Below are 22,083 nucleotides of genomic sequence, written 5' to 3'. Positions count from 1 at the left end.
ACCTCACGGCTCCCATGGCATGCTCGCGGGCACCTCCGTCGCCTAGCCGGCTCCCACGGCATGGTCGCGAGCGCAGCGGGTGACCGTCAGTCGGCTAGCCAGCTCCCGTGGAAGCCGAGCGGCACCCGGGCGGGCAGGTGCACGGTGGCGACCGGCTGGCCGGTGAAGTCCTGCGCGGACAGGATGACCAGGTCGGCGGCACCCCTCGCCGGGTTGTTGACGAACGTCATCACGTACCCGTCGTCCTCGGCCTCGCCCGCGCCGACGAAGACCGGCTCGCCCACGTACGCGCCGCGCCCGAGCTGCCGCGTCTCCTGCGTGCCCCGCCGAAGGTCGTGCTTGATGAGCGTGTTGTCGAACGCGCCGTCCGGCAGGTCCTCCAGCTCGCCGCCCACCACGTCGATCAGCTCGCGGGTGGCGGAGGTGTAGCCGTAGCGGTAGGGACGGCCGGTGCGCCGCTCGTCCATGCGCGGGAACTCCTGGGCGCGGTCGTCGAGCCGCGCCTGCCCGACCCTGCCGGTCGTGAGGTTGATCCGCCACCGGTCGAGCGCGGGCCGGCCGCCCAGGTCGAGCCGCGCGTCCACGAACCCCTTGGGGTAGGTGACGACGTCCACGACCACCTCGTCGCCGTCGTCGTAGGCGTTGAGCGTGTGGAAGACCCAGCACGGCGGCGCGTCCACCCACCGCAGGTCGCCGGTCTCGCGCGACATGAGCCCGATGCGCGCGGGGTGGTCGTCGTTCCACGCGTACGGCAGGCGGTCGCCCCGCTCGGCGTGGGCCATGCTGAACGTGACCGGCAGGTCGTAGATCACCACGAACCGCTCGGTGATCGCGAAGTCGTGCACCATCGGCTTGTCGGCGACCGGGATGTCCGTGACCCGCTGGACCACGCCCTTGGGGTCGAGCACGAGGTGCTGGTGGTGGTCCCAGCCGAAGAAGTACGCCAGCGCGTGCAGCTCGCCGGTGACCGGGTCGAGGTGGGTGTGCGCGGCGAACCCGCCCGGCAGGCCGCCGTCGAAGTCGCACGCGCCGATGGTGTCGAGCTCGTACCCCAGCTCGTACGGCAGCGCCCCCGCCTCCACGGTGGCGAACGTGCGCCCGCCCAGCCCGATGACGTGGGTGTTGGCCGCGAAGTCGAGCCCGGCGTGCACGGGCCCCGGCCTGGCCTGCTCGCCGAGCCGCTCGGCGAGGCGGGCATTGCGCACCCACCGGTTGCGGTACCACTCGGCGCGGCCGTCGCGCAGCCGCACGCCGTGCACCATGCCCTCGCCGAAGAACAGGTGGCCCGCACTGGGGTCGTCGAGGCTGAGCGGGTTGGGGCCGTTACGCAGGTAGCGGCCGTTGAGCTCGGCCGGGATGCGGCCGGTGACGTCGAGGTCGAAGGCGGTGATCTCCTCGTTGACCGGGGCGAAACCATCCTTGAACGGAGTGGTCATGACATGTCCCTTCCCTCGTCGCGGTCCAGGAACGGCGTGAGCACCGAGGTGCACAGGAGCCGGTAACGCCGCTCGGCCGCGTCCCGATCGAAAAACCCCGAAATTTCCAGACTTACGGCACCGTGGACGGCCATCCACAACACGTCGGCGATCTCCCGCGCCTCGGCTCCGCGCAGCAGCCCGGCGTCCAGGCAGTCCGCCACCCCGCGCACCAGCAGCTCGAACGTGCGCTTGGCCGCCTCCATCGCCTCCGGACGCGGGCACAGCCCGGGCAGCGCGCCCTGGAACATGACCCGGTAGTAGTCGGGCTCGCTCAGCGCGTACTCGCGGTAGGCCATGAGCCCCCGGTGCAGCCGTTCGAACGGATCGTCGTGCGGCGGCACCGCCAGCAGCCACCGCTCGAACCGCGCGAACCCCTCCAGCCAGAGCGCCTCGCCCAGCCCGTCCTTGCCGCCGAAGAGCGTGTAGATGACCTTGGTCGAGCAGCCAACCTCGCCCGAGATCCGGCGCACGGTCAGCGCCGCCGGCCCCTCGGTGACGAGCAGCCGCTTGGCCGCGTCGAGGACGGCCGCCCTGACGACGCTCTGCCCCTCGCGCTGGGCCTGCCGGTACACGGAAACCGTCATGCTGGGTAACGCCGTTTCTTGTCGGTAACACTGTTACCCCCTTCATACGCCCCGCCCTCGCGCCCGTCAACGGATCTGCGGAGGAGTAAGGCCGTCCGCTCCGGTTAGTGACACCGTGTGAAGCATGGAGCCCGCGTCACGGTGGTCGTGGCGAGCAAGGACCGGCTGCGGTCCCTGACCCGCACGCTCCCCCTGCACCCGCGCCCGGTGATCCTCGTCGACAACGGCTCCACCGACGGCACCGTCACCTTCGTCCGCCGCCACTTCCCCGACGTGCACGTGGTCGAGGTGGGAAGGAACCTCGGCGCCCCCGCCCGCAACATCGGCGTCCAGATGGCCGAGACCGCCTACGTGGCCTTCGCCGACGACGACTCCTGGTGGGCGCCCGGCGCGCTGGAACGGGCCGCCGACGTCCTGGACGCCCACCCACGCCTCGCCGTCGTGGGCGCGCGCGTGCTGGTGGGGCCCGAGGAGCGGCTGGACACCGTGTCGGAGCAGATGCGCGACTCCCCGCTCGGCGTCGAGCCCGACCTGCCGGGGCCGAGCGTGCTGGGGTTCCTGGCGTGCGGGGTGGTGGTGCGCAAGGAGGCCTTCCTCGACGCGGGAGGGTTCGACGACGTGATCTTCTTCTTCGGCGAGGAGGAGCGGCTGGCCGTGGACCTGGCCGCCAAGGGGTGGGGGCTGGCGTACGTGGACGACGTGGTCGCGCACCACCACCCCTCGCCCGCCCGGGACCCGCGCGGCAGGCAGGTGCTGGCCGCGCGCAACGCCGTGCTCACCGCCGTGCTGCGCCGGCCGTGGCGGGTGGTGGCCCGCCGCACGTTCCAGGCGCTGCGCGGCGGCTCGGCGGGGCGGGAGGGGCTGCGCACGGCGATGCGCAGGCTGCCCCGGGCGCTGGCCGAACGGCGCGAGCTGCCGACCTCCGTGGAACGGGCGCGGCGCACGCTGGAGCGGGCCGATGACTGACGCGGGCGTGAGCGCATGGGAGCGGGCCCATGACTGAAGCGGGCGTGAGCGCATGGGAGCGGGCCGATGACTGACACAGGCGCGGAGGCCGCTGTGGAGCCGGCGAGGGCCGATCCGCGCGTGGGCGCTGTGGTGATCACCTGGAACCGGCGCGAGGAGGCGCTCACCGCGCTGGGCCGCCTGCTCGCCCTCCCAGAACGCCCCCAGGTGGTGCTGGTCGACAACGGCTCCACCGACGGCACCGCCGAGGCCGTGGCGCGCGCCTACCCCGAGGTGGACGTGGTCGCCCTCGGCGAGAACCTCGGCGCCGTGGGCCGCAACGTGGGCGTGGAACGCCTGCGCACCCCGTACGTGGCCTTCGCCGACGACGACACCTGGTGGGCCCCCGGCTCGCTGGCCAGGGCCGCCGACGCACTGGACGCCCATCCCCGCCTGGCCGTCGTGACGGCCCGCATCCTGGCCGAACCTGGCGGGCGCGACGACCCGATCGTGACCGAGCTGCGCGACTCCCCCGTACCGGGCCCCGGCTGGCTGCCCGGCCCCGCGCTGGGCAGCTTCCTGGCGGGCGCGTCGGTGCTGCGGCGGGAGGCGTTCCTGGAATGCGGCGGCTTCTCGCGGCGGCTGTGGCTGGGCGGCGAGGAGGAGCTGCTGGCCGTGGACCTGGCCACGGCGGGCTGGGAGCTGTGCTACCTGGAGGAGCTGACCGTCCACCACCAGGCCTCGACGCAGCGGGACTCGCACGCCAGGCGGCGGGCAGGGCTGCGCAACACGCTCTGGTTCACGTGGCTGCGGCGGCCCGTGCGCGCGGCGCTGCGGCGTACCGCGCATCTGGCCAGGACGGTGCCGCGCGACCGCGTCTCCGCGCTGGCGGTCCTGGACGCCCTGCGCGGGCTGCCGTGGGTGCTGGCCGAGCGGCGGCGCGTGCCGCCACGTGTGGAGGCCAGGCTGGCGAGCCTGGAGGCCTCCCAAAGGAACTCCCGAGCCCGCCGTTACGTCTCGTGAACGGGGGGCAGCAGGCGGGTATGAGCACCGCACCGAACCCGATCGACCTGCAGAAACACCTGAGGGGCGTGGACTATCCCGCCTCCAGGGAGGACCTGGTCCAGGCCGTGCGCGACCATGACGCGGGCGACGACATCGTCCAGGCCCTGCAGAACATGCCGGACCGCCAGTACGACGGCCCGAACGCCGTCAGCGAGGCGGTCACCAGACGCTGAGCCGTGGGGGTGCGGAGGGCGGGGCCGATCACGGCCCCGCCCTCCGCGCGTCCCGCCGCTCATGAGAGCCCGGCGGTGAGTGCGAAGACCCTGACCGGCACGAGGTCGTGCTTGAGCAGCTTGAACAGGGTGATCGGGCTGCTGCTGACCGTCTCCTTGTAGGCGATGGCCGCCCGGCCCTTCAGGTACCAGCGGCGGGGGGTGTCGTCGGGGCGGGTGAACTGGATGACGGCGTCCTTCCTGCCGAGGCTCACGGGCTGATGCACATACCCGAACCTGAACGGCGTGGGGGTTCCGCCGCGCAGCGTGGCGGCCAGCGAGTCGGCCCCGGCCAGGGCCATGGGGATGCCGCCCTGGCAGGTGCCGTGCAGGACGCCGAACTTCTGGCTGACCGCCGCGGCGTCGCCGATCGCGTACACGTCGGGGTGGGAGACCGAGCGCAGCTCCTGGTCCACCACGATCCGGCCGCGCGCGTCCACCGTCAGGCCCGCCTGGGCGGCCAGGGGCAGGCCCGCGGTGCCGGTCGTCCAGAGGGTCGCGTCGGAGTGGATCAGCTCGCCGTCGCCCAGCTCGACGCCGCCGGGCAGCACCTTGGTGATGTCCGCGCCCGCGCGCACCTCGACGCCGAGCCGCTCCAGCGCCCTGTCCAGGTACGCGCGGGCGGCCGTGCCCATCATCGACCCCGGCCGTCCCCTGGTCAGCAGGACGACGCGCAGGTGCGGGCGGGCCTCGGCCAGCTCGGTGGCCGCCTCGACGCCCGTGAGGCCGCCGCCGGCCACGACGATCGTGCCGTGGGTGAGGGTGTCCAGGTGACGTGCCAGCCGGAGGCCGGAGGTGTAGTCGTCGAAGACGTGGGCGTGCTCGGCCACGCCCGGGACGGTCGCGTCGGTGACGGTGCCGAGGGCGTAGACCAGCTTGTCGTAGCGCAGCGCGTGGGGCTCACCGCCGGGGGCGCCGTCGAGGCGTACCTGCCGCTGTTCCGGGTCGATCGCGGTCACCCGCCCCAGCACCAGCTCGACCCCGCTGCCCGCCAGCACGTCGATGAGCGCGTGGTCCTTCAGCCGCTCGCCCGCCGCCGTCTGGTGCAGGCGCAGCCGCTCGGTGAACCGCGGGGAGGCGTTCACCAGCGTGACGCGCCCGCCCGTCTTCCGGGTCATGCGGGCGGCCCTGATGGCCGCAGTGACGCCGGTGTAGCCTCCGCCGAGTACCAGGATGTCCGTCATGTTCGTTGCCTCCTCGATTCGTGCTTGCAGACGAATCCAGGAGGCGCGGATGTGACATCAGGCGCGGGAAACCCCTCAGGGAACCTGCCAGCCGCGCTCGTGCAGGGCCTCCGTGAGCGTGCCGGCCGCGTCGGGCTCCACCGACAGCTCGGCGATGCCCAGCGGCAGGCCGGGGGCGTGCTCCAGGCGCACGTCCTCGACGTTGACGCCGACCTCGTCGCACGCCTGGAACAGCCGGGCGAGCTGGCCGGGACGGTCGCCGATCACGACCTGGACGACGGCATAGGACGAGGCAGGGCCGCCGTGCTTGCCGGGGATGCGGTCGTGGCCGGCCACGCCGCGCTTGAGCAACTGGGTGATCTCGTTGGTGGCGGTGCCGTCGCCCTCGGCCAGGGCACGCAGCGCGCTGGCCGCGTCGGCCAGGTCGTTGGCCACGGCCTCCAGCACCTCGGCGACCGGGGACGCGTTGCCGGACAGGATGCCCAGCCACAGGCCGGGGTCGCTGCCCGCGATCCGGGTGACGTCGCGTACGCCCTGCCCGGCCAGCCCCAGCGCGACGTCCGTGGCGTCGGCCAGGCGGGCGGCCACGGCGGAGGCGGCCACGTGCGGCGCGTGCGAGACCACGGCGACGGCGCGGTCGTGGTCGACGGCGCTCACCTCGACGGCGTTGGCGCCGCACAGCTCGATCAGCCGCAGCACCGCCGCCTTCGCCTCGGGGTCGGCCTCCTCCGTCGGGCACAGCGCCCAGGGCCGGCCGAGGAACAGGTCGTCCCTGGCCGCTCCCGGGCCCGACTTCTCGCGGCCGGCCAGCGGGTGGGAGGCGACGTAGGCGCCCAGGTCGCAGCCGAGCTGCGCGGCCCGGTGGATGGGCTCGGCCTTGACGCTGGCCACGTCGGTGTAGAAGCGGGCCGCGTCGATGCGCTGCAGCTCCAGCAGCTCGGTCGCCACGTGGGCCGGGGGAACCGCGATGATCGCCAGGTCCACCCGCTCGGACGGCTGCGCCGTCGCCTGCCCTCCGGCCTCTCCCGCGGCGGGCGTGGCCTTCATCGGGTGCCATTCCTCGCCCGCGCCGAGCTCCCGTGCCAGCCGTACGGCTCCCGGTTCGCGGTCGGCGAGCAGCACCCGGACACCGCGTTTGCGCAGCGCCAGCGCCGCTGAGGTGCCGATGAGACCGGTGCCGACGACGAGCACGGTACGAAGTTCCATCTCGATGTCCTGATTTATCGGGCCGTACGGGCTGGTAGTGTCACGCGGCCGGCTTGCCGTCCGCTTGACGGAAAGAGCACGGTGCCGGCTACTGGGCGATGTCCTGTCTCAATGCCACCGCGCCGCGCAGATAGACGTGCTGGATCTCCGAACGCGGCCGGTCGGACTCCACATGGGCCATCAGACGTACGACGCGGGGCAGCGCGCCCGGCACGTCGATCTCGGTGCAGCAGATCAACGGCACCTCGTGAAAACCCAGCTTACGCGCGGCGAGCGCGGGGAACTCGGCCGTCAGGTCGGGCGTGGCCGTGAACAACACGCTGATCACGTCGTCCGGGGTCAGCCGGTTACGCTCCATGATCGCGCTGACCAGCTCGGCCGTGCCGGAGATGACCGAGTCGCGGTCGTTGGCGTCCACCTGGATCGCCCCACGGATCGCCCGCACCATGTGGTTCGTCCCCTTCCATAACCGGAGAGCCCGTGCGGAGGTTCTCGCACGGGCTCCTTCGTCCGGCCAGATTACAGCTTCACGGCCGCGTACAGCTCGCCGACTTCCTTCAAGGTCAACGCCCTGACGGTGCCAGGCTTGGTCCTGCCCAGCTTGACCGGTCCGAACTCGATCCTGGCCAGGTCGATCACGCGGTGACCGGCCTCCTCCAGCATCCGCCGCACGACGTGCTTGCGGCCCTCGTGCAGCACCACCTCGACCAGCGCCTGCTGGCCGTGCTCCTGCACGATCGAGAACGCGTCCGCCCTGGCGAGGCCGTCCTCCAGCTCGATGCCCTGCTTGAGCCTGCGGCCCAGGTCGCGCGGGATCGGCCCCGGCACCTTGGCCCAGTACTTCTTCTGCACCCCGTAGCTGGGGTGCGTCAGCCGGTTGGCCAGCTCGCCGTCGTTCGTGAGCAGCAGCAGGCCCTCCGTCTCGGTGTCGAGCCGGCCCACGTGGAACAGCCGCGGCGCCAGCTCCTCGACGTAGTCGGCCAGGCACGGGCGGCCCTGCGGGTCGTCCATCGTGGACACGACGCCGATCGGCTTGTTGATCGCGTAGTAGACGAGGTCGGGCGCGGTCGGGATGCGCTTGCCGTCCACGTGGATGATCTGCGTGGCGGGGTCGACCTTGGCGCCGAACCTCCGCACCACCTGGCCGTTCACCGTCACACGGCCGTCGCCGATCATCTCCTCGCACGCTCTGCGGCTGGCCACGCCCGCCTGGGCGAGCACCTTCTGCAGGCGGACGCCGCCCGGCACCTCGGTGGTGTCGCGCTCGTCGGTGTAGCCCTCGGGGAAGAGGTCGCGGTCGCGCAGGGGCTGGCGGGCGGCCTTCACCCGGTTGTGCTGGGGGCTGTTGTACGACGGGCGCCTGGCTCCGCCGCCGATGGTCTGGACGTCGTCGCGGCGCGGTGCGGCGCCCCTTCCGGGCTTCCGGTCGCCGGCGTCGTCGCGCCTGCCGTAGCGGGAGCGGGTCGAGCTCGACGGCCTGGGGGCGGCGTCCTCGCGGCGGCCGCTCCGGCCGGCCCGGAAACCACCGGTCCGGACGTCGCCACGGTCTCCCCGCCGGTCGTCCCGCCGGTCGTCGCGCCGGTCGTCGGGACGCCCATCGCGGTGGTCGTCACGGCGACCGTCGCGGACGGCGGCGTCACGGCCGTAGTCACGGCGGTTGCCACGGCCCGCGTCGCGGCCGTAGTCGCGGCGAGCGTCGGGACGCCCCTCACGGCGGTCGTCGCGGACGGCGTCACGGCCTGCGTCACGGCCTGCGTCGCTGCGGAAGTCACGACGGTCGTCACGGCCCGTGTCACGGCGGAAGTCACGACGGTCGTCGCGGCCTGCGGCGGGGCGGCGGTCACCGGCTTCTGCGCGGTAGGCGCCGCGGTCCTCACCGCGGGCGGGGCGCTCGTCACGCCGCCCATGACGGCTGTCACGGCCGCCGAACCGGTCGTCACGGCCGGTGCGCTCGTCGCGGCCGTAACCGCCGGAGCGCTGGTCGCGGCCGAAGCGGCCCTCGCCGCCGGAGCGCTCGTCGCGGCCGAAGCCGCCGGAGCGCTGGTCGCGGCCGAAGCGGCCGGCGCCACCCGGGCGCTCGTCGCGGCCGGAGCGCTCGTCACGGCCGGTGCCACGGCCGCCGTAGCGGTCCTCGCGGGCCGGACGGCCGTCGTTCTCGCCGTCCCGCCTGCCGCCGTACCGGGCGCGGACGCCGCCCCGGTCGGCGCGGAGGGAGTCACGCGAGGACCGCTCGCGGAAGCCCTCACGACGGGAGTCGTCACGGCGGGAATCGTCACGGGAACCACCGTCACGGCGGGAATCGTCACGGAAGCCGCCATCACGGCGGGAGTCGTCGCGGAACCCACCGTCACGGCGGGAATCCTCGCGGAAGCCACCGTCACGGCGCGGGCCGCCGGTGCCGCGGAAATCGTCGTCGCGGCGGAACCCGCCACGGCCACCGCCGCGCGAGTCGCCACGGGTGTCGCCACGGGTGTCGTCGGAGCGGAAGGCGGGACGCCCGCCACGGCCCGAGCCGCCGGCACGTCCACGACCGCGTCCATCACCGGACGGGGTGCTACGCCTGTTGATCACTTTGTCGTCTCCTCGAGATTCTCCAGGTCGTCGGGGAGGAAGGGGGCGAGCTCGGGAAGCTCGCTCAGGTCCCTCAGCCCCAGACGTTCAAGGAAGTATGAGCTTGTCCGGTAGAGCACTGCCTGGCTCTCCGGGTCGGTGCCGGCCTCCTCGACCAGCCCCCTGGCGACGAGCGTCCGCATGACGCCGTCGCTGTTGACGCCGCGCACCGCGGCGACGCGGGCGCGGCTCACCGGCTGCCGGTAGGCCACGACCGCGAGTGTCTCCAGCGCGGCCTGGGTCAGCCGCGTCTGCTGGCCGTCGCGGACGAACCGCTCGACCAGTTGCGCGCAGTCGGCTCGCGTGTAGAAACGCCAGCCACCCGCGACTTCTCTCAAGTCAAAACCACGACCGGCCGCGGTGTATTCCGCTGCCAGCGAGCGCAGGGCGGCGCTCACCTCGTGTGTGGGCCGTTCCAGCACCTGGGCGAGGGTCACCTCGGCGACGGGCTCGTCCACCACCAGCAGGATAGCCTCCAACGCCGCCTCCAGCGCCGGTCCTTCTCCGGTCGCCGGCGCGGTGGCCTCGTCGAGCAGGGGTGTCGCGTCGAGCAGCACTACGTCAGCCTCAGTGGTCTCCTCCGCCACATCGCCATCCGCAGGCCCGGCGTCCCACCCCGGCACGTCAGCCACGTCGGCGGCGGCCTCCTGAAGCTCCTCGGGCTCCACCGGCCCGGTGTCAGGCTCCCCGAGGTCGGCCGGCTCGGCCGCAACCGGGGCGACGTCAGGCGCGCCGAGCTCGGCCGCAACCAGGTCGGCGTCAGGCACGCTCAGCGCGGCCGGAGCCGGGTCGGCGTCAGGCGCGCCCGGTTCGGCCGGAGCCGGGTCGGCCGCACCCGTGGCGTCGTCCTCGCCCTCCACCTCAGGCGCCCCCGCCTGCGCCATCGACCCGGGCAGCGTCATCCAGGCGGGCAGCGGCGGCTCGGAGTCCGGCGAGCGGCGCGGGTTAGGCAACGGGTTGTCGTCATTCATCAGCGTCGTCCATCAGCGTCAATCATCAGTAGGTCTCTCCGCGGATTCCTCGTAGTCGTCCCCCACCGCGACGTCCCCGTCATCGGAGCCCGTCCATGTCACGTGCAGATCCCCCAGCGGCTCGACCTGCTCGAACGTCACCGCCGACTCCCTGAAGAGCTCCAGCACGGCCAGGAACCGGGCGATGACCTCGAAGGTGCCGTCGCAGTCGGCCACGAGCGCGCGGAAGGTGGCGCGCCGGAGCCGCCGCAGGTGCATGACGAGGATGGCCGCCTGCTCCTTGACGCTGGCCAGCGGCTGGTAGACGTGCCCCAGGTTGACGGTGGGCGGCAGCTTGGGGGTGAAGGCCTTGGCGGCGATGCGGGCGAGTTGTTCGGGGCCGATGCCGAGGATGAGCTCGGGCAGGAGGTTGGCGAACTGCTCCTCCAGCGGCGCGGTACGGGGGAAGCGCAGCGCCTCCTCCGCCATCCGCCCGGCGAAGACCTTGGCCACCTCTTTGTAGGCCTTGTACTGCAGCAGCCGCGCGAACAGCAGGTCTCTGGCCTCCAGCAGCGCCAGGTCCTCCTCGTCCTCGACCTCGCCGCTGGGCAGCAGCCGGGCCGCCTTGAGGTCGAGCAGGGTGGCCGCGACCAGCAGGAAGTGGCTGGTCTGGTCGAGGTCCCACTCGGGGCCGCGGGAGCGGATGTAGGCGATGAACTCGTCGGTGACCTTGGAGAGGGAGACCTCGGTGATGTCGAGCTTGTGCTTGGCGATGAGGCCGAGGAGCAGGTCGAACGGACCCTCGAAGACGTCCAGGTGGACCTGGAAGCCCTGCGGGGGCGACGGCTGCTCGGTGGTCACCTGGCCATTGTCGCAGGCGCCGGCCAGCGCGAGAGCACCTCGCGGGCCAGCTCACGGTAGGCGTTGGCGCCGAGGGACGACGGGTCGAAGGTGGTGATCGGCTCACCGGCCACCGTCGCGTCGGGGAAGCGCACCGTGCGGTTGATCACGGTGTGGAACACCTTGTCGCCGAACGCCTCGACGACGCGGGCCAGCACCTCGCGGCCGTGCAGGGTGCGCGCGTCGTACATGGTGGCGAGCAGGCCTTCGATCTCGAGCTCCTCGTTGAGCCGCTCCTGGACCTTGGAGATGGTGTCCATGAGCAGGGCGACGCCGCGCAGCGCGAAGAACTCGCACTCCAGCGGCACCATGACGCCGTGGGCGCAGGTGAGGGCGTTGATGGTGAGCAGGCCGAGCGACGGCTGGCAGTCGATGAGGCACACGTCGTAGTGCGGCAGCAGCGGCTTGATGACGCGGCCGAGCACCTGCTCGCGGGCGACCTCGGTGACGAGCTGCACTTCCGCCGCGGACAGGTCGATGTTGCTGGGCAGCAGGTCGAGGCCTTCGACGCCGGTCTGCAGGAGCACTTCCTCGGCGGTGACGCCGCGCTCCATGAGCAGGTTGTAGACGGTCAGGTCGAGCTGGAGCGGGTTGATGCCCAGGCCTACGGACAGCGCCCCCTGCGGGTCGAAGTCGACCAGCAGCACCTTGAGACCGCATTCGACGAGCGCGGCGCCCAGGTTGATGGTGGTGGTGGTCTTGCCGACGCCACCCTTCTGGTTGACCATCGCGACCACGCGCGCCGGGCCGTGCACCGCGGGCGGCACCGGTTCCGGGAACACCGGGCGGGGCCGCTGCGTCGGGCCGAGATTGACGCCGTTGGAAGGCGCGTTGGTCTTCGTGTCGCCCCAGGGGTTGTCGGGGGTCCCCGGGGTCGAACCCTTGGTCGTCACAGTCACCAGCTCGAACCTCCCTGACGATCCCGAACCGGACCGTCCGGACGGACACTATGGCGTCACCACTTAACGCGGCAAGGCGGCACGCCGTGGGCGGCGCACGTCCCAAAAGACTATAGATCACTGCCGGGCGCGGGGATGCGCTGCGGCGTAGACCTCGCGGAGCTTGTCGACCGTGACCAAGGTGTAGACCTGAGTGGTCGTCACAGAGGCGTGGCCGAGCAACTCCTGTACCACCCTAACGTCCGCGCCACCGTCGATCAGGTGAGTTGCGAAGGAATGCCGGAGTACGTGCGGGCTTATCCCGTCGAGTCCGGCTCGTTCGGCGGCGGCCTGGAGCACTTCCCAGGCTCCCTGCCTGGTCAGCCGCCCGCCGCGGGCGTTGAGGAAGACAGCCGGGGTGCCTCGCCCGTGGGCGAGCAGCCCCGGACGAGCCCGTACGAGGTAGGCGTCCAGCGCCGACCGGGCGTAACGCCCCAGAGGCACGACCCGGGTGCGGTTGCCCTTGCCGTGCAGGCGCACCTGGTCGTCCTCCAGGTCGTCCACGGCCAGGCCGACGGCCTCGGAGATGCGGGCGCCGGTGCCGTACAGGACCTCCAGCAGGGCGCGGTTGCGCAGCGTGAGAGGCGCGCCGTCGGGGCCGGAGGCGGCGATGAGGCGTTCGACCTCGTCCACGCCGATGGCCTTGGGCAGCCTGCGGAGCTGGCGCGGCGGGCGTACCTCGTGGGCGGGGTCGTGGGCCGTGACGCCTTCGCGCAGGGCGAAGCGGTGCAGCCCGCGCACGGCGGAGACGGCGCGGGCGGCGGAGCTGGCGACCAGGGCGGGGTGCTCGCCGTCGCCCTCGCGCAGCGCGGCGAGGAAGGCCAGCACGTCGGCCTCCCCCACCTCGCCGAGCTCCAGGCGCCCGCGCGCCTGGAGGTGCTCGAAGTATCGGCGCAGGTCACGACGGTAGGACGCGAGCGTGTTGGCGGCCAGGCCGCGCTCCACGGCCAGATGGGCGAGGTAGCTGGAGAGCACCGCCTCCACGAACTGGTCCTTCCGTCACGCCTCCGGTGCGTCGGCCGGGCGCAGCAGGTGGTGCCCCTCGACCGAAGCCGCATATGCGGCGAGGATACCGGCCACGGTCGAGGAATTGTGGATCATTCCCATGAGCGCCTTCTCGACCGCGTCGGCCAGAGGGACCCATTCGACCGGCATGTCGATTTCCTCGTGCCGGTGTTCGAAGCCGTTCTCCTCGTCGGGGATCCTGCTCAGGCCCCTGGCCAGGAACACGCGTACGCGCTCGTCGGTCATGCCCGGCGAGGAGCGCAGGTCGGCCAGGGTGTACCAGGTGTCGGCGCGGTAGCCGGCCTCCTCGGCCAGCTCGCGGGCGGCGGTGGTGACGAGCGGTTCGCCTGCCACGTCGCGGATCCCGGCGGGCAGCTCCCACATGAGGTGCCGCGTGGGGTGGCGGTACTGCCTGATCATCAGGACCCGGTCGTGCTCGTCGAGCGCGAGCACGGCGACGGCTCCGGGGTGGACGACGTAGTCGCGGTCGGCGACCTCGTCGCGGGGCATCTTGACGGTGTCGGTGACGACCTCGATCACGTGGCCCTTGAACCGGTGCCTGGATTCGACGACGTCCCACGCCTCGGGCGTGTCTTCGACTTTCATGGGCCCACCTTCGCACCGACGCGGGCGTCGGCATACACGAGGGCTGCGCTGATCAGGCCCTTGAACATCGGGTTGGCCCTGGTGGGCCGGGAGCGGAACTCGGGGTGCGCCTGGGTGCCGATGAAGAAGGGGTGCACGTCGGCCGGCAGCTCGGTGTACTCGACCAGGCGGCCGTCGGGCGACAGGCCGGAGAAGACCAGGCCGACCTGTTCGAGCTGCTCGCGGTAGGCGTTGTTGACCTCGTAACGGTGCCGGTGGCGCTCGTCGGCCTTGGCCTTGCCGCCGTAGAGCTGCCTGGCCAGGGTGCCCTCGCCGAGCTTGGCGGTGTAGCTGCCCAGGCGCATGGTGCCGCCCATGTCGCGCTCGCCGGCGACGACGTCCTCCTGGTCGGCCATGGTGGAGATGACGGGGTGCTTGGTGTCGGGGTCGAACTCGGCGGAGTTGGCGTCCTCGATGCCGGCCATGTTGCGGGCGGCCTCGATGACCATGCCCTGCATGCCGAGGCAGATGCCGAGCAGCGGGATCTTGTTCTCGCGGGCGTGGCGGATGGCGCCGATCTTGCCCTCGATGCCGCGTACGCCGAAGCCGCCGGGGATGAGCACGCCGTCCACGCCGTCGAGCTCGCGCCCCGCGCCCTCGGGCGTCTCGCAGTCATCGCTCTTGACCCAGCGGATGTTGACGCGGGCGTCGTTGGCGAAGCCGCCGGCGCGCAGCGCCTCGGTGACCGACAGGTACGCGTCGGGCAGGTCGATGTACTTGCCGACGAGCGCGACCGTGACCTCCTTGGCCGGCCGGTGCACGCGGCGCAGGAGCTGCTCCCACTCCTTCCAGTCGACGTCGCGGAAGGGCAGGCCGAGGCGGCGTACGACGTAGGCGTCGAGGCCCTCGGAGTGCAGCACCTTGGGGATGTCGTAGATGGAGGCCGCGTCGACGGCGGAGACGACGGCGTCCTCGTCGACGTCGCACATGAGGCTGATCTTGCGCTTGATCGCCGCCTGCACGGGGCGGTCGGAGCGCAGCACGATGGCGTCGGGCTGGATGCCGATGCTGCGCAGCGCGGACACGCTGTGCTGGGTCGGCTTGGTCTTCAGCTCCCCCGAGGGGCCGATGTACGGCAGCAGCGAGACGTGCAGGAAGAACACGTTGTCGCGGCCGACCTCGTGCCTGATCTGGCGCACGGCCTCCAGGAACGGCAGCGACTCGATGTCGCCGACCGTGCCGCCTACCTCGGTGATGACGACGTCCACGTCAGGGCCGGCCATCCCCCGGATCCGGTCCTTGATCTCGTTGGTGATGTGCGGGATGACCTGGACGGTGTCGCCGAGGTACTCGCCCCGCCGCTCCTTGGCGATGACGTTGGAGTACACCTGCCCGGTGGTCACGTTGGCCGAGCCGTGCAGGTGGGTGTCGAGGAACCGTTCGTAGTGGCCGACGTCGAGGTCGGTCTCGGCGCCGTCGTCGGTGACGAACACCTCACCGTGCTGGAACGGGTTCATGGTGCCGGGGTCGACGTTGAGGTAAGGGTCGAGCTTCTGCATGGTGACCCTGAGACCGCGCCCTTTGAGCAGGCGACCGAGGCTGGATGCCGTGAGCCCCTTGCCGAGACTGGAGGCGACACCGCCGGTGACGAACAGATGCTTGGTTTGCGATGCGCTGCGCAAAGGGGCTCCCGTGGCTCGAGGTGTGGTCGAAGTGTCCACGGGCTCTCAGGATATCAAACAACGCCCCTCACATGCCTGAACGGCATGACCTAGCGGTAACTTTGGTCCCTATGTCACTAGTTCGGCGGGCTCTGGGCGCGTTGATTCACCGTGCCTACGGGGCGATCCGCGCCGCCGGTGAGATTTCCGCAGGCAGCTCCGCCGGCTACCGATTCCGCTCGCTCGGCGCCGGGGTCAGCATCGCGTTCCCGCCCGGCGCGATCTTCGGCGAGCAGTGGATCGAGATCGGCGAGCACACGCTCATCGGCGAGCGGGTGTCGATGTCGTGCGGCATGGTCCCCGGCCCGGATCTGGGACCCGACTCAATCCTGCGGATCGGCGCGAGCTGCTCGATCGGCCGGGGCTCGCACATCGTCGCGCACCAGTCGGTCGACATCGGCGACGACGTCTTCACGGGCCCGTACGTGTACATCACGGACCAGAATCACGTCTACGACGACCCGGACGTGCCGATCGGGCGGCAGTGGCCGCGCAACAGCCCGGTCTCCATCGGCTCGGGCTCCTGGCTGGGCACGGGCGCGATCATCCTGCCGGGCACCACGCTGGGGCGCCAGTGCGTGGTGGCGGGCGGCGCGGTGGTGCGCGGCGAGTTCCCCGACCACAGCGTGGTGGCGGGGGTGCCCGCGAGGCGGGTGCGCGGCTACACGCCCGAGCTGGGCTGGCACACACCCGTCACGCTGGACAGCATCCCCTGAGGTCACCCTCTGGACCGAACAAGGTTCTGACAGTTAGCGTCGTTCCATGCGGACCGCCATCTGTGAGCGTTTGGGCATCGAGTTCCCGCTGTTCGCCTTCAGCCACTGCCGCGACGTGGTGGCCGCCGTCACGAACGCGGGCGGTTTCGGCGTGCTGGGCGCGATCGCGTACTCACCCGAGCAGCTCGACACGGAGCTGACCTGGCTGGACGAACGGGTGGGCGGCCGCCCGTACGGCGTGGACGTGCTCGTCCCCGGCAAGATCGACCCCTCGGCGCTCGACCGCCGCACGCAACTGTCGGAAGCCGTCCCCGACCGCCACCGGGACTTCGTCACCCACCTGCTGAACAAGTACGGCGTCAGCTCGCCAGGCCAGCCGATGTCGGCCGTGGCCGACGAGTTCGGCAGGCGCGTGACGGCGGCCGGGGCGACGGGGCTGATCGACGTGGCGCTCAAGCACCGCATCGGGCTGATCGCCAGCGCCCTGGGGCCGCCGCCGCCCGAGATGGTGTCCAGGGCCAGGGAGGCGGGGGTGCCGGTGGCCGCGCTGGTGGGCACGGTCGAGCACGCCCGCAGGCAGGTGGCGGCGGGCGCCGACCTCATCGTGGCGCAGGGCACCGAGGCGGGCGGGCACACCGGCGAGGTCTCCACGATGGTGCTGGTCCCGCAGGTCGTGGACGCGGTCGCGCCGGTCCCGGTGCTGGCGGCGGGCGGGATCGCGTCGGGGCGGCAGATGGCGGCGGCCATGGCGCTCGGCGCGCAGGGCGTGTGGTGCGGCTCGGTGTGGCTGACGACCGAGGAGGCCGAGACGGCTCCGGCGGTCAAGGCCAAGTTCCTGGCGGCCTCGTCGCTGGACACGGTCCGGTCCCGGTCCCGTACGGGCAAGCCGGCCCGCCAGCTCAGGTCCGCCTGGACGGAGGAGTGGGACTCCGGCCAGGAGAGCCCTGGGGCGCTGGGGATGCCGCTGCAGATGTTGCTGGCCGAGGGCGCGATGGCGCGCATCGGGGCGGCGGCGGAGAAGGGCGAGCCCGGCGCGGTGGAGCTGGTCAACTACTTCGTGGGGCAGGTCGTGGGCCAGCTCGACCAGGTCAAGCCGGCCAGAGACGTGGTCTACGACATGATCAGCGAGTTCGGCGAGGCGGTCGAGCGGCTGCGCGACCTGACGCAGGGGTGAGACCCGGGCGTTTGCCCCGTCTTTCCCGGAAGGTAACCTGCGCCTGTGGTCGGGACTCCGCCTGAGCTGGAACGCGGCACCGGCGTCCCCGCGCACGTGCAGATCGAGCGCTGGTTGCTCGCCTCGATCGCCGGCGGCGAGCTGACGCCGGGCGACCGGCTGCCCGGCGAGCGGGAGCTGGCCGGGCGGCTCGGCGTGAGCAGGATGACGCTGCGGCAGGCGCTGGCCTCGCTGGAGCGCGACGGCGTGCTGCTGCGCGTGCCGGGCCGGTCGGGCGGCGCGTTCGTGGCCGAGCCGCGCCCCGCGCCGCGCATCGACTGCGACCTGACCGGGCTGGCCGGGTTCACGGAGCAGATGCGCCGCGCGCACCTGCGGGCCGAGGCGCGGATCCTGCGGGCCGCGACGGTGCCCGCGCCCGCCGCCGCCGCGCGGGCCCTGGGGGTCGCGCCGGGCGAGCCGGTGCACGAGGTGGCGCGGGTCCGCTCGGCCGGGCGGTCGCCGGTGGCGCTGGAACGCTCGTACTTCCCCCGCCTGCCCGGGTTGCTCGACGAGGACCTCACCGGCTCCCTGTACGCGCTCCTGGCCACCCGGTACGACCTGGAGCCGCGCACCGCGACCGAGCATCTCGACCCGGTCATCGCCCAGCCCGCCGAGGCCGCCGAGCTGGGCATCGAGCCGGGCGCGCCGCTGATGCTGATCGAGCGCACCGCCTACGCGGCGGACGGCACCCCGGTGGAGTACGCCCGCGACCTGTTCCGCCCCGACCGGGTCCGCATCACGGTGCGCAGCGGCGTCACGGCACCAGAGGACTCTTGACCACCGTTCCCGGCACCCACCGGCCCTCCACCTCGATTTCGACCGGCGTGCCCGGCTCCGCCTCCAGGTAGGCGTAGGCGATCGACTCGCGCGCGGTGTACCCGTACCCGCCGGAGGTGACCCTGGCCCGCACCTGCCCGTCCACCCGCACCGGCTCGTTGCCGAGCGCGATCGCGCGCGGGTCGCCCAGCGTCAGGCAGCGCAGCCGCCGCGCGGGCGCGGGGTCGAGGGCGTCCCTGCCGAGGAAGTCCTTGTCGTTCTTGATGCAGAAGCCCAGCCCTGCCTCGTACGGCGTCGTCTCGGGCCCGAGGTCGGCCCCCCACACCCGGTAGCCCTTCTCCAGCCGCAGGCTGTCGATGGCCTTGTACCCGCCGGCCGTCAGCCCGTACGGCTCCCCCGCCCGCCACAGCGTCTGCCAGAGGCCGAGCCCGTACTCGCTGGAGCAGTACAGCTCCCACCCGTGCTCCCCCACGAACGTCACCCGCAGCGCCAGCACCGGCACGTCCCCCACGGTGAGCTCGCGCGCGGACATGAACGGGAAGTCCAGCGGATCGGGGGTCAGGCCGCCCAGCACGTCGCGGGCGCGCGGCCCCCACAGCGCGAAGCACGCGTACTGCCCGGTCACGTCCGCGATCCTGGCCTTCGAGCCGGTGCGCGCCGCCTGCTTGCGCAGCCACCCCATGTCGTGCGCGCCGAACGCGGTGCCGGTGACGACCAGGAACTCCTCCTCGCCGCGCCGGGTGACGGTGAAGTCGCACTCGATCCCGCCGCGCCGGTTGAGCGCCTGCGTGTACGTGACCGCGCCCACGTCCCTGGCGACCCGGTTGTCGCACACCCATTCCAGCAGCGCGGCGGCGTCGGGCCCGGTGACCTCGATCTTGGCGAACGAGCTCTCGTCGAACAGCCCGGCGGCCGTGCGCGTGGCCCGGTGCTCGGCCCCGATCGCCGACGACCACAGCCGCCCGGCCCACCCGGCCGGCCGCTCCTCCTCGCCGGGGACTTCGTTCGCCGCGTAGTAGTTGACCCGCTCCCACCCGGACTTCTCGCCGAAGACGGCCCCGTTGGCGGTGTGCCAGCCGTAGGCGGGCGAGACCCGCAGCGGCCGGCCCGCCGACCGCTCGTGGCCCGGGTAGCGGATGTCGTAGTACGTCTCGTAGTTCTCGACCGCCCGCTTGATCGTGTACGACGGCGAGCGGTAGTGGCGGCCGAAGCGGCGCACGTCCATGTGCCACAGGTCCATGCCGGGCTCGCCCTCGACGATCCACTCGGCCATCACCTTGCCGATGCCGCCCGCGCCCGCGATGCCGTGCGCGCAGAAGCCGGCGGCGACGAAGAACCCGGCGACCTCGGTCTCGCCCAGGCAGAACTCGTTGTCGGGGGTGAACGCCTCAGGCCCGTTGATCAGCTTGCGGATGCCGACGTCGGCCATGGCGGGCACGCGGATCCGGGAGTTGTCCGAGATCTCCTCGAACCTGGGCCAGTCCTCCGGCAGCAGGCGGCCGTTGAAGTCGGCGGGCACCGCGTCGTAGGAGTCGTGGCCGGCCGTCCAGGGTGCGCAGTTACGCTCGTAGCCGCCCATGACCAGGCCCTGGACCTCCTGGCGGTAGTAGACGAGCAGGTCGGGGTCGCGCAGGGTGGGCAGGCCGGTGTGGTCGTGGAAGGCGTCGCTGACCACGTACTGGTGCGACATCGGCACGATCGGGACCCGCACCCCGGCCATGCGGCCGATCTCGGCGGCGAACATGCCGCCGCAGTTGACCACGATCTCGCAGGCGATGTCGCCCTGGTCGGTGCGCACGCCCGTGACGCGGCCCCGCTCGACGGTGACGCCGAGCACGCGGGTGCGGGTGCGCACGGTGACGCCGCCCTCGCGGGCGCGGCTCGCCAGCGCGTAGCAGAGCTGGGACGGGTCGATCTGCCCGTCCGTCGGCAGGTACGCCGCCCCGACGACGCCTTCCGGGTCCATCAGCGGGAACAGCTCCACGGCCTCGGCCACGGAGATCTCCTCCAGCGGCAGGCCGAAGGTGCGCGCCCAGCCGATCTGGCGGCGGATCTCGGCCATCCGCTCGGGCGTGGAGGCGAGCTTGATGCCGCCGCACTCGGTCCATCCGGCGTCGAGGGTGCGGTACAGCTCGACGGAGTACTGGTTCATCCGGGTCAGCGTGGGGTCGGCGCGCAACTGGCCGACGAGCCCGGCGGAGTGGAAGGTGGAGCCGCTGGTGAGCTCGTCCCGTTCCAGCAGGACGACGTCGCGTTCGCCGAGTTGGGTGAGGTGGTAGGCGACGGACGCGCCGCCCACCCCGCCGCCGATGATCACGATCCGGGCCGAGTCGCTCATGGTCGCGAGGTTAACCGGCGCGCCCCTAAAGGTCTAGACCGTTTAGTACGGTGGAGCTAGCATCGAGCATGGCCGCGCCCGAGGTCCTCGATCGCATCCCGTTGCTGTCCGGCGTGCCGCGCTCCGTGGAGGAGCTGCCCGGCGGGCTCACCAACCACAACTACAAGGTCACCACGCCGTCCGGCGTGTACGTGGTGCGCCTGTGGGCCAGCGACGGCGCGCTGCTGGCCATCGACAGGGACGCCGAGCACGCCAACTCGATCGCGGCGGCGAAGGCGGGGGTCGGCGCGCCGGTGCACGACTACCTGCCGGACCTCGGCGTGCTCGTGGTCGGATTCCTGCCGGGGTGCCGGACGTACACGGAGGCGGATCTGCTGGATCCGGCGAATCTGCCGCGCGTGGCGCGGGCGTGCCGGCGGCTGCACGCCGGGCCGCGTTTCGTGCGTGACTTCGACATGTTCGAGGTGCAGCGGCGCTACCTGGAGATCGTGCGGGATCGCGGCTTCCGGCTGCCGCCTCGCTACCTGGACTTCATGCCCACCGTCACCCGGATCCGGGAATGTCTCGCTATCAGGGACGAGGGGACGGTCCCGTGCAACAACGACCTGCTGCCCGGCAACATCCTGGACGACGGCGAGCGCCTCTGGCTGATCGACTACGAGTACGCGGGCAACAACGACCCCTGCTTCGAGCTGGGCAACATCTGGAGCGAGTCCGACCTGCCGCCCGGCCACCTGGACGAGCTCGTCACCGCGTACTACGGCCGCCGCCTGCGCCACAAGATCGCCCGGGCGCGCCTGCTCGGCCTCATGTCCAAGTACGGCTGGACGTTGTGGGCCTCCATCCAGGACGGCGCCAACGACACCATCGACTTCGACTTCTGGTCCTGGGGCATGGAGAAGTACGAGCGGGCGATGACCGAGTTCACCGATCCCGCGCTGACACGCCTCATGGACGAGGCCGCCCGGGCAGACTAGGGACATGCTGGCCGCTTTGACCGGTCTGGGGCTGTCCACGGCCGCCGGGCTGAACGCGTATATCCCGCTCCTGGTCGTGGGGGTGCTGGCGAACGTCACCGACGCCGTGCGGCTGCCCGACGGCTACACGTGGCTGTCCAACTGGGGCGTGCTCGCCATCCTCGCGGTGCTGCTGCTGGCCGAGATGGTCCTGGACAAGGTGCCCGCCGTCGACAGCGTCAACGACGCCATCCAGACCGTGGTGCGCCCCGCCTCCGGCGGCGTGGTGTTCTCCGCCACCAGCGCCGCCGCCGAGCTCGAGAGCTCCTCCTGGATGACGCAGAACCCGTGGGCGGGCTGGCTGCTGGGCATCGTGATGGCGCTGGCCGTGCACGCGCTCAAGTCCGCCGCCCGCCCGGTGATCAACGCGGGCACGGCCGGGGTCGGCGCGCCGGTCGTCAGCACGGTCGAGGACGCCGGGTCGTTCGGGATGAGCCTGGTCGCGCTGTTCGCGCCCGTCCTGGTGATCGTCGCGCTGCTGCTGCTCGCAGTACTGGCGTGGTGGGTGCTGCGGCGGGCCCGCCGCTTCCGCGCCCGCAGGAGGGCGGCCAGGGGGCATCACCCGCCAGGGTGACCCGCGATCCGCCCACGGGGTGACGCGCCGGTGTCCGATGGCCGCCTACCGTTGGGGCCGAGGTAG

The 22,083-nt window shown here is 72.2% G+C and carries 21 protein-coding genes; 8 read left to right on the top strand and 13 right to left on the bottom strand.

From position 1 onward, the window contains the following. Positions 1 to 86: 86 nt before the first annotated feature. Both FXF51_RS48520 and FXF51_RS48515 read right to left on the bottom strand, forming a co-directional pair. Positions 87 to 1,436, bottom strand: coding sequence for a carotenoid oxygenase family protein (locus FXF51_RS48520; RefSeq protein WP_148441600.1), 1,350 nt, complete (start codon positions 1,434 to 1,436; stop codon positions 87 to 89). Beyond that, positions 1,433 to 2,062 (bottom strand): TetR/AcrR family transcriptional regulator, encoded by a 630-nt coding sequence (locus FXF51_RS48515; protein ID WP_148441599.1) that lies wholly within the window; start codon positions 2,060 to 2,062, stop codon positions 1,433 to 1,435. The genes FXF51_RS48520 and FXF51_RS48515 overlap by 4 nt, the downstream gene beginning before the upstream one ends. Positions 2,063 to 2,179: 117 nt before the next feature. Between FXF51_RS48515 and FXF51_RS48510 the strand changes: the two genes are divergently transcribed. The 3 genes from FXF51_RS48510 (at position 2,180) to FXF51_RS48500 (ending at position 4,245) form a co-directional block, all read left to right on the top strand. Continuing rightward, complete coding sequence (locus tag FXF51_RS48510) at positions 2,180 to 3,028, top strand: glycosyltransferase family 2 protein (RefSeq protein ID WP_187414988.1); 849 nt, start codon at positions 2,180 to 2,182, stop codon at positions 3,026 to 3,028. A 66-nt stretch (positions 3,029 to 3,094) separates the two neighbouring features. Next, positions 3,095 to 4,030, top strand: coding sequence for a glycosyltransferase family 2 protein (locus FXF51_RS48505; protein ID WP_148441598.1), 936 nt, complete (start codon positions 3,095 to 3,097; stop codon positions 4,028 to 4,030). Between the two features lie 20 nt (positions 4,031 to 4,050). Further along, a complete protein-coding gene (locus tag FXF51_RS48500) occupies positions 4,051 to 4,245 on the top strand; it encodes a DUF2795 domain-containing protein (protein WP_148441597.1) in 195 nt (64 codons plus the stop codon). 59 nt (positions 4,246 to 4,304) lie between these two features. Here FXF51_RS48500 and FXF51_RS48495 read toward each other — a convergent pair whose 3' ends face one another. The 10 genes from FXF51_RS48495 to FXF51_RS48450 all read right to left on the bottom strand — a co-directional run bounded on the left by FXF51_RS48495 (position 4,305) and on the right by FXF51_RS48450 (position 15,344). Then, positions 4,305 to 5,468 carry an NAD(P)/FAD-dependent oxidoreductase gene (locus FXF51_RS48495; protein WP_148441596.1) on the bottom strand — a complete coding sequence of 388 codons (1,164 nt, stop codon included), beginning with the start codon at positions 5,466 to 5,468 and terminating at the stop codon, positions 4,305 to 4,307. A 75-nt stretch (positions 5,469 to 5,543) separates the two neighbouring features. Next, positions 5,544 to 6,674, bottom strand: a complete 1,131-nt coding sequence (locus tag FXF51_RS48490; protein ID WP_148441595.1) for a prephenate dehydrogenase — start codon at positions 6,672 to 6,674, stop codon at positions 5,544 to 5,546. Between the two features lie 88 nt (positions 6,675 to 6,762). Next, positions 6,763 to 7,122, bottom strand: coding sequence for a chorismate mutase (gene aroH / locus FXF51_RS48485; RefSeq protein WP_148441594.1), 360 nt, complete (start codon positions 7,120 to 7,122; stop codon positions 6,763 to 6,765). Positions 7,123 to 7,193: 71 nt separating this feature from the next. Next, on the bottom strand, positions 7,194 to 9,245 hold the full coding sequence (locus tag FXF51_RS63200; protein WP_262380345.1) for a pseudouridine synthase: 2,052 nt from the start codon (positions 9,243 to 9,245) through the stop codon (positions 7,194 to 7,196). Then, positions 9,242 to 9,820, bottom strand: a complete 579-nt coding sequence (gene scpB / locus FXF51_RS48475; RefSeq protein WP_148441637.1) for an SMC-Scp complex subunit ScpB — start codon at positions 9,818 to 9,820, stop codon at positions 9,242 to 9,244. The genes FXF51_RS63200 and scpB overlap by 4 nt, the downstream gene beginning before the upstream one ends. Positions 9,821 to 10,273: 453 nt before the next feature. Then, the gene (locus FXF51_RS48470) at positions 10,274 to 11,095 is read right to left on the bottom strand and encodes a segregation and condensation protein A (protein WP_148441593.1); all 822 of its coding nucleotides are present in this window, start codon (positions 11,093 to 11,095) and stop codon (positions 10,274 to 10,276) included. Next, on the bottom strand, positions 11,092 to 12,027 hold the full coding sequence (locus FXF51_RS48465) for a ParA family protein (RefSeq protein WP_372513629.1): 936 nt from the start codon (positions 12,025 to 12,027) through the stop codon (positions 11,092 to 11,094). The genes FXF51_RS48470 and FXF51_RS48465 overlap by 4 nt, the downstream gene beginning before the upstream one ends. Before the next feature lie 123 nt (positions 12,028 to 12,150). Then, entirely contained in the window at positions 12,151 to 13,056 is a 906-nt protein-coding gene (locus FXF51_RS48460) for a site-specific tyrosine recombinase XerD (protein ID WP_148441591.1), read from the bottom strand. 15 nt (positions 13,057 to 13,071) lie between these two features. Next, positions 13,072 to 13,683 carry an NUDIX domain-containing protein gene (locus tag FXF51_RS48455; RefSeq protein ID WP_148441590.1) on the bottom strand — a complete coding sequence of 204 codons (612 nt, stop codon included), beginning with the start codon at positions 13,681 to 13,683 and terminating at the stop codon, positions 13,072 to 13,074. Continuing rightward, entirely contained in the window at positions 13,680 to 15,344 is a 1,665-nt protein-coding gene (locus tag FXF51_RS48450) for a CTP synthase (RefSeq protein WP_148441589.1), read from the bottom strand. The genes FXF51_RS48455 and FXF51_RS48450 overlap by 4 nt, the downstream gene beginning before the upstream one ends. 110 nt (positions 15,345 to 15,454) lie before the next feature. On the opposite strand from FXF51_RS48450, the gene FXF51_RS48445 reads away from it, so the two are divergent. The 3 genes from FXF51_RS48445 to FXF51_RS48435 are packed head-to-tail and all read left to right on the top strand — an operon-like array spanning position 15,455 to position 18,089. Beyond that, on the top strand, positions 15,455 to 16,099 hold the full coding sequence (locus FXF51_RS48445) for an acyltransferase (RefSeq protein WP_148441588.1): 645 nt from the start codon (positions 15,455 to 15,457) through the stop codon (positions 16,097 to 16,099). 46 nt (positions 16,100 to 16,145) lie between these two features. Further along, complete coding sequence (locus tag FXF51_RS48440) at positions 16,146 to 17,273, top strand: NAD(P)H-dependent flavin oxidoreductase (protein ID WP_148441587.1); 1,128 nt, start codon at positions 16,146 to 16,148, stop codon at positions 17,271 to 17,273. Positions 17,274 to 17,318: 45 nt separating this feature from the next. Next, on the top strand, positions 17,319 to 18,089 hold the full coding sequence (locus tag FXF51_RS48435; protein ID WP_148441586.1) for a GntR family transcriptional regulator: 771 nt from the start codon (positions 17,319 to 17,321) through the stop codon (positions 18,087 to 18,089). On the opposite strand, the gene FXF51_RS48430 is transcribed toward FXF51_RS48435, so the two are convergent. Then, entirely contained in the window at positions 18,067 to 20,427 is a 2,361-nt protein-coding gene (locus FXF51_RS48430) for an FAD-dependent oxidoreductase (protein ID WP_148441585.1), read from the bottom strand. The two genes, FXF51_RS48435 and FXF51_RS48430, sit on opposite strands and share 23 nt — an antisense overlap. Before the next feature lie 68 nt (positions 20,428 to 20,495). On the opposite strand from FXF51_RS48430, the gene FXF51_RS48425 reads away from it, so the two are divergent. Both FXF51_RS48425 and FXF51_RS48420 read left to right on the top strand, forming a co-directional pair. Beyond that, on the top strand, positions 20,496 to 21,404 hold the full coding sequence (locus tag FXF51_RS48425) for a choline kinase family protein (RefSeq protein WP_148441636.1): 909 nt from the start codon (positions 20,496 to 20,498) through the stop codon (positions 21,402 to 21,404). A 4-nt stretch (positions 21,405 to 21,408) separates the two neighbouring features. After that, a complete protein-coding gene (locus FXF51_RS48420) occupies positions 21,409 to 22,017 on the top strand; it encodes a DUF4126 domain-containing protein (protein ID WP_148441584.1) in 609 nt (202 codons plus the stop codon). Positions 22,018 to 22,083: the final 66 nt, after the last annotated feature.

It is taken from the genome of Nonomuraea sp. PA05 (assembly GCF_008086045.1).
Lineage (GTDB): Bacteria > Actinomycetota > Actinomycetes > Streptosporangiales > Streptosporangiaceae > Nonomuraea > Nonomuraea monospora.
Note: the sequence above shows the minus strand (reverse complement) of the source record. Positions and strands in the feature narration are given on the sequence as shown.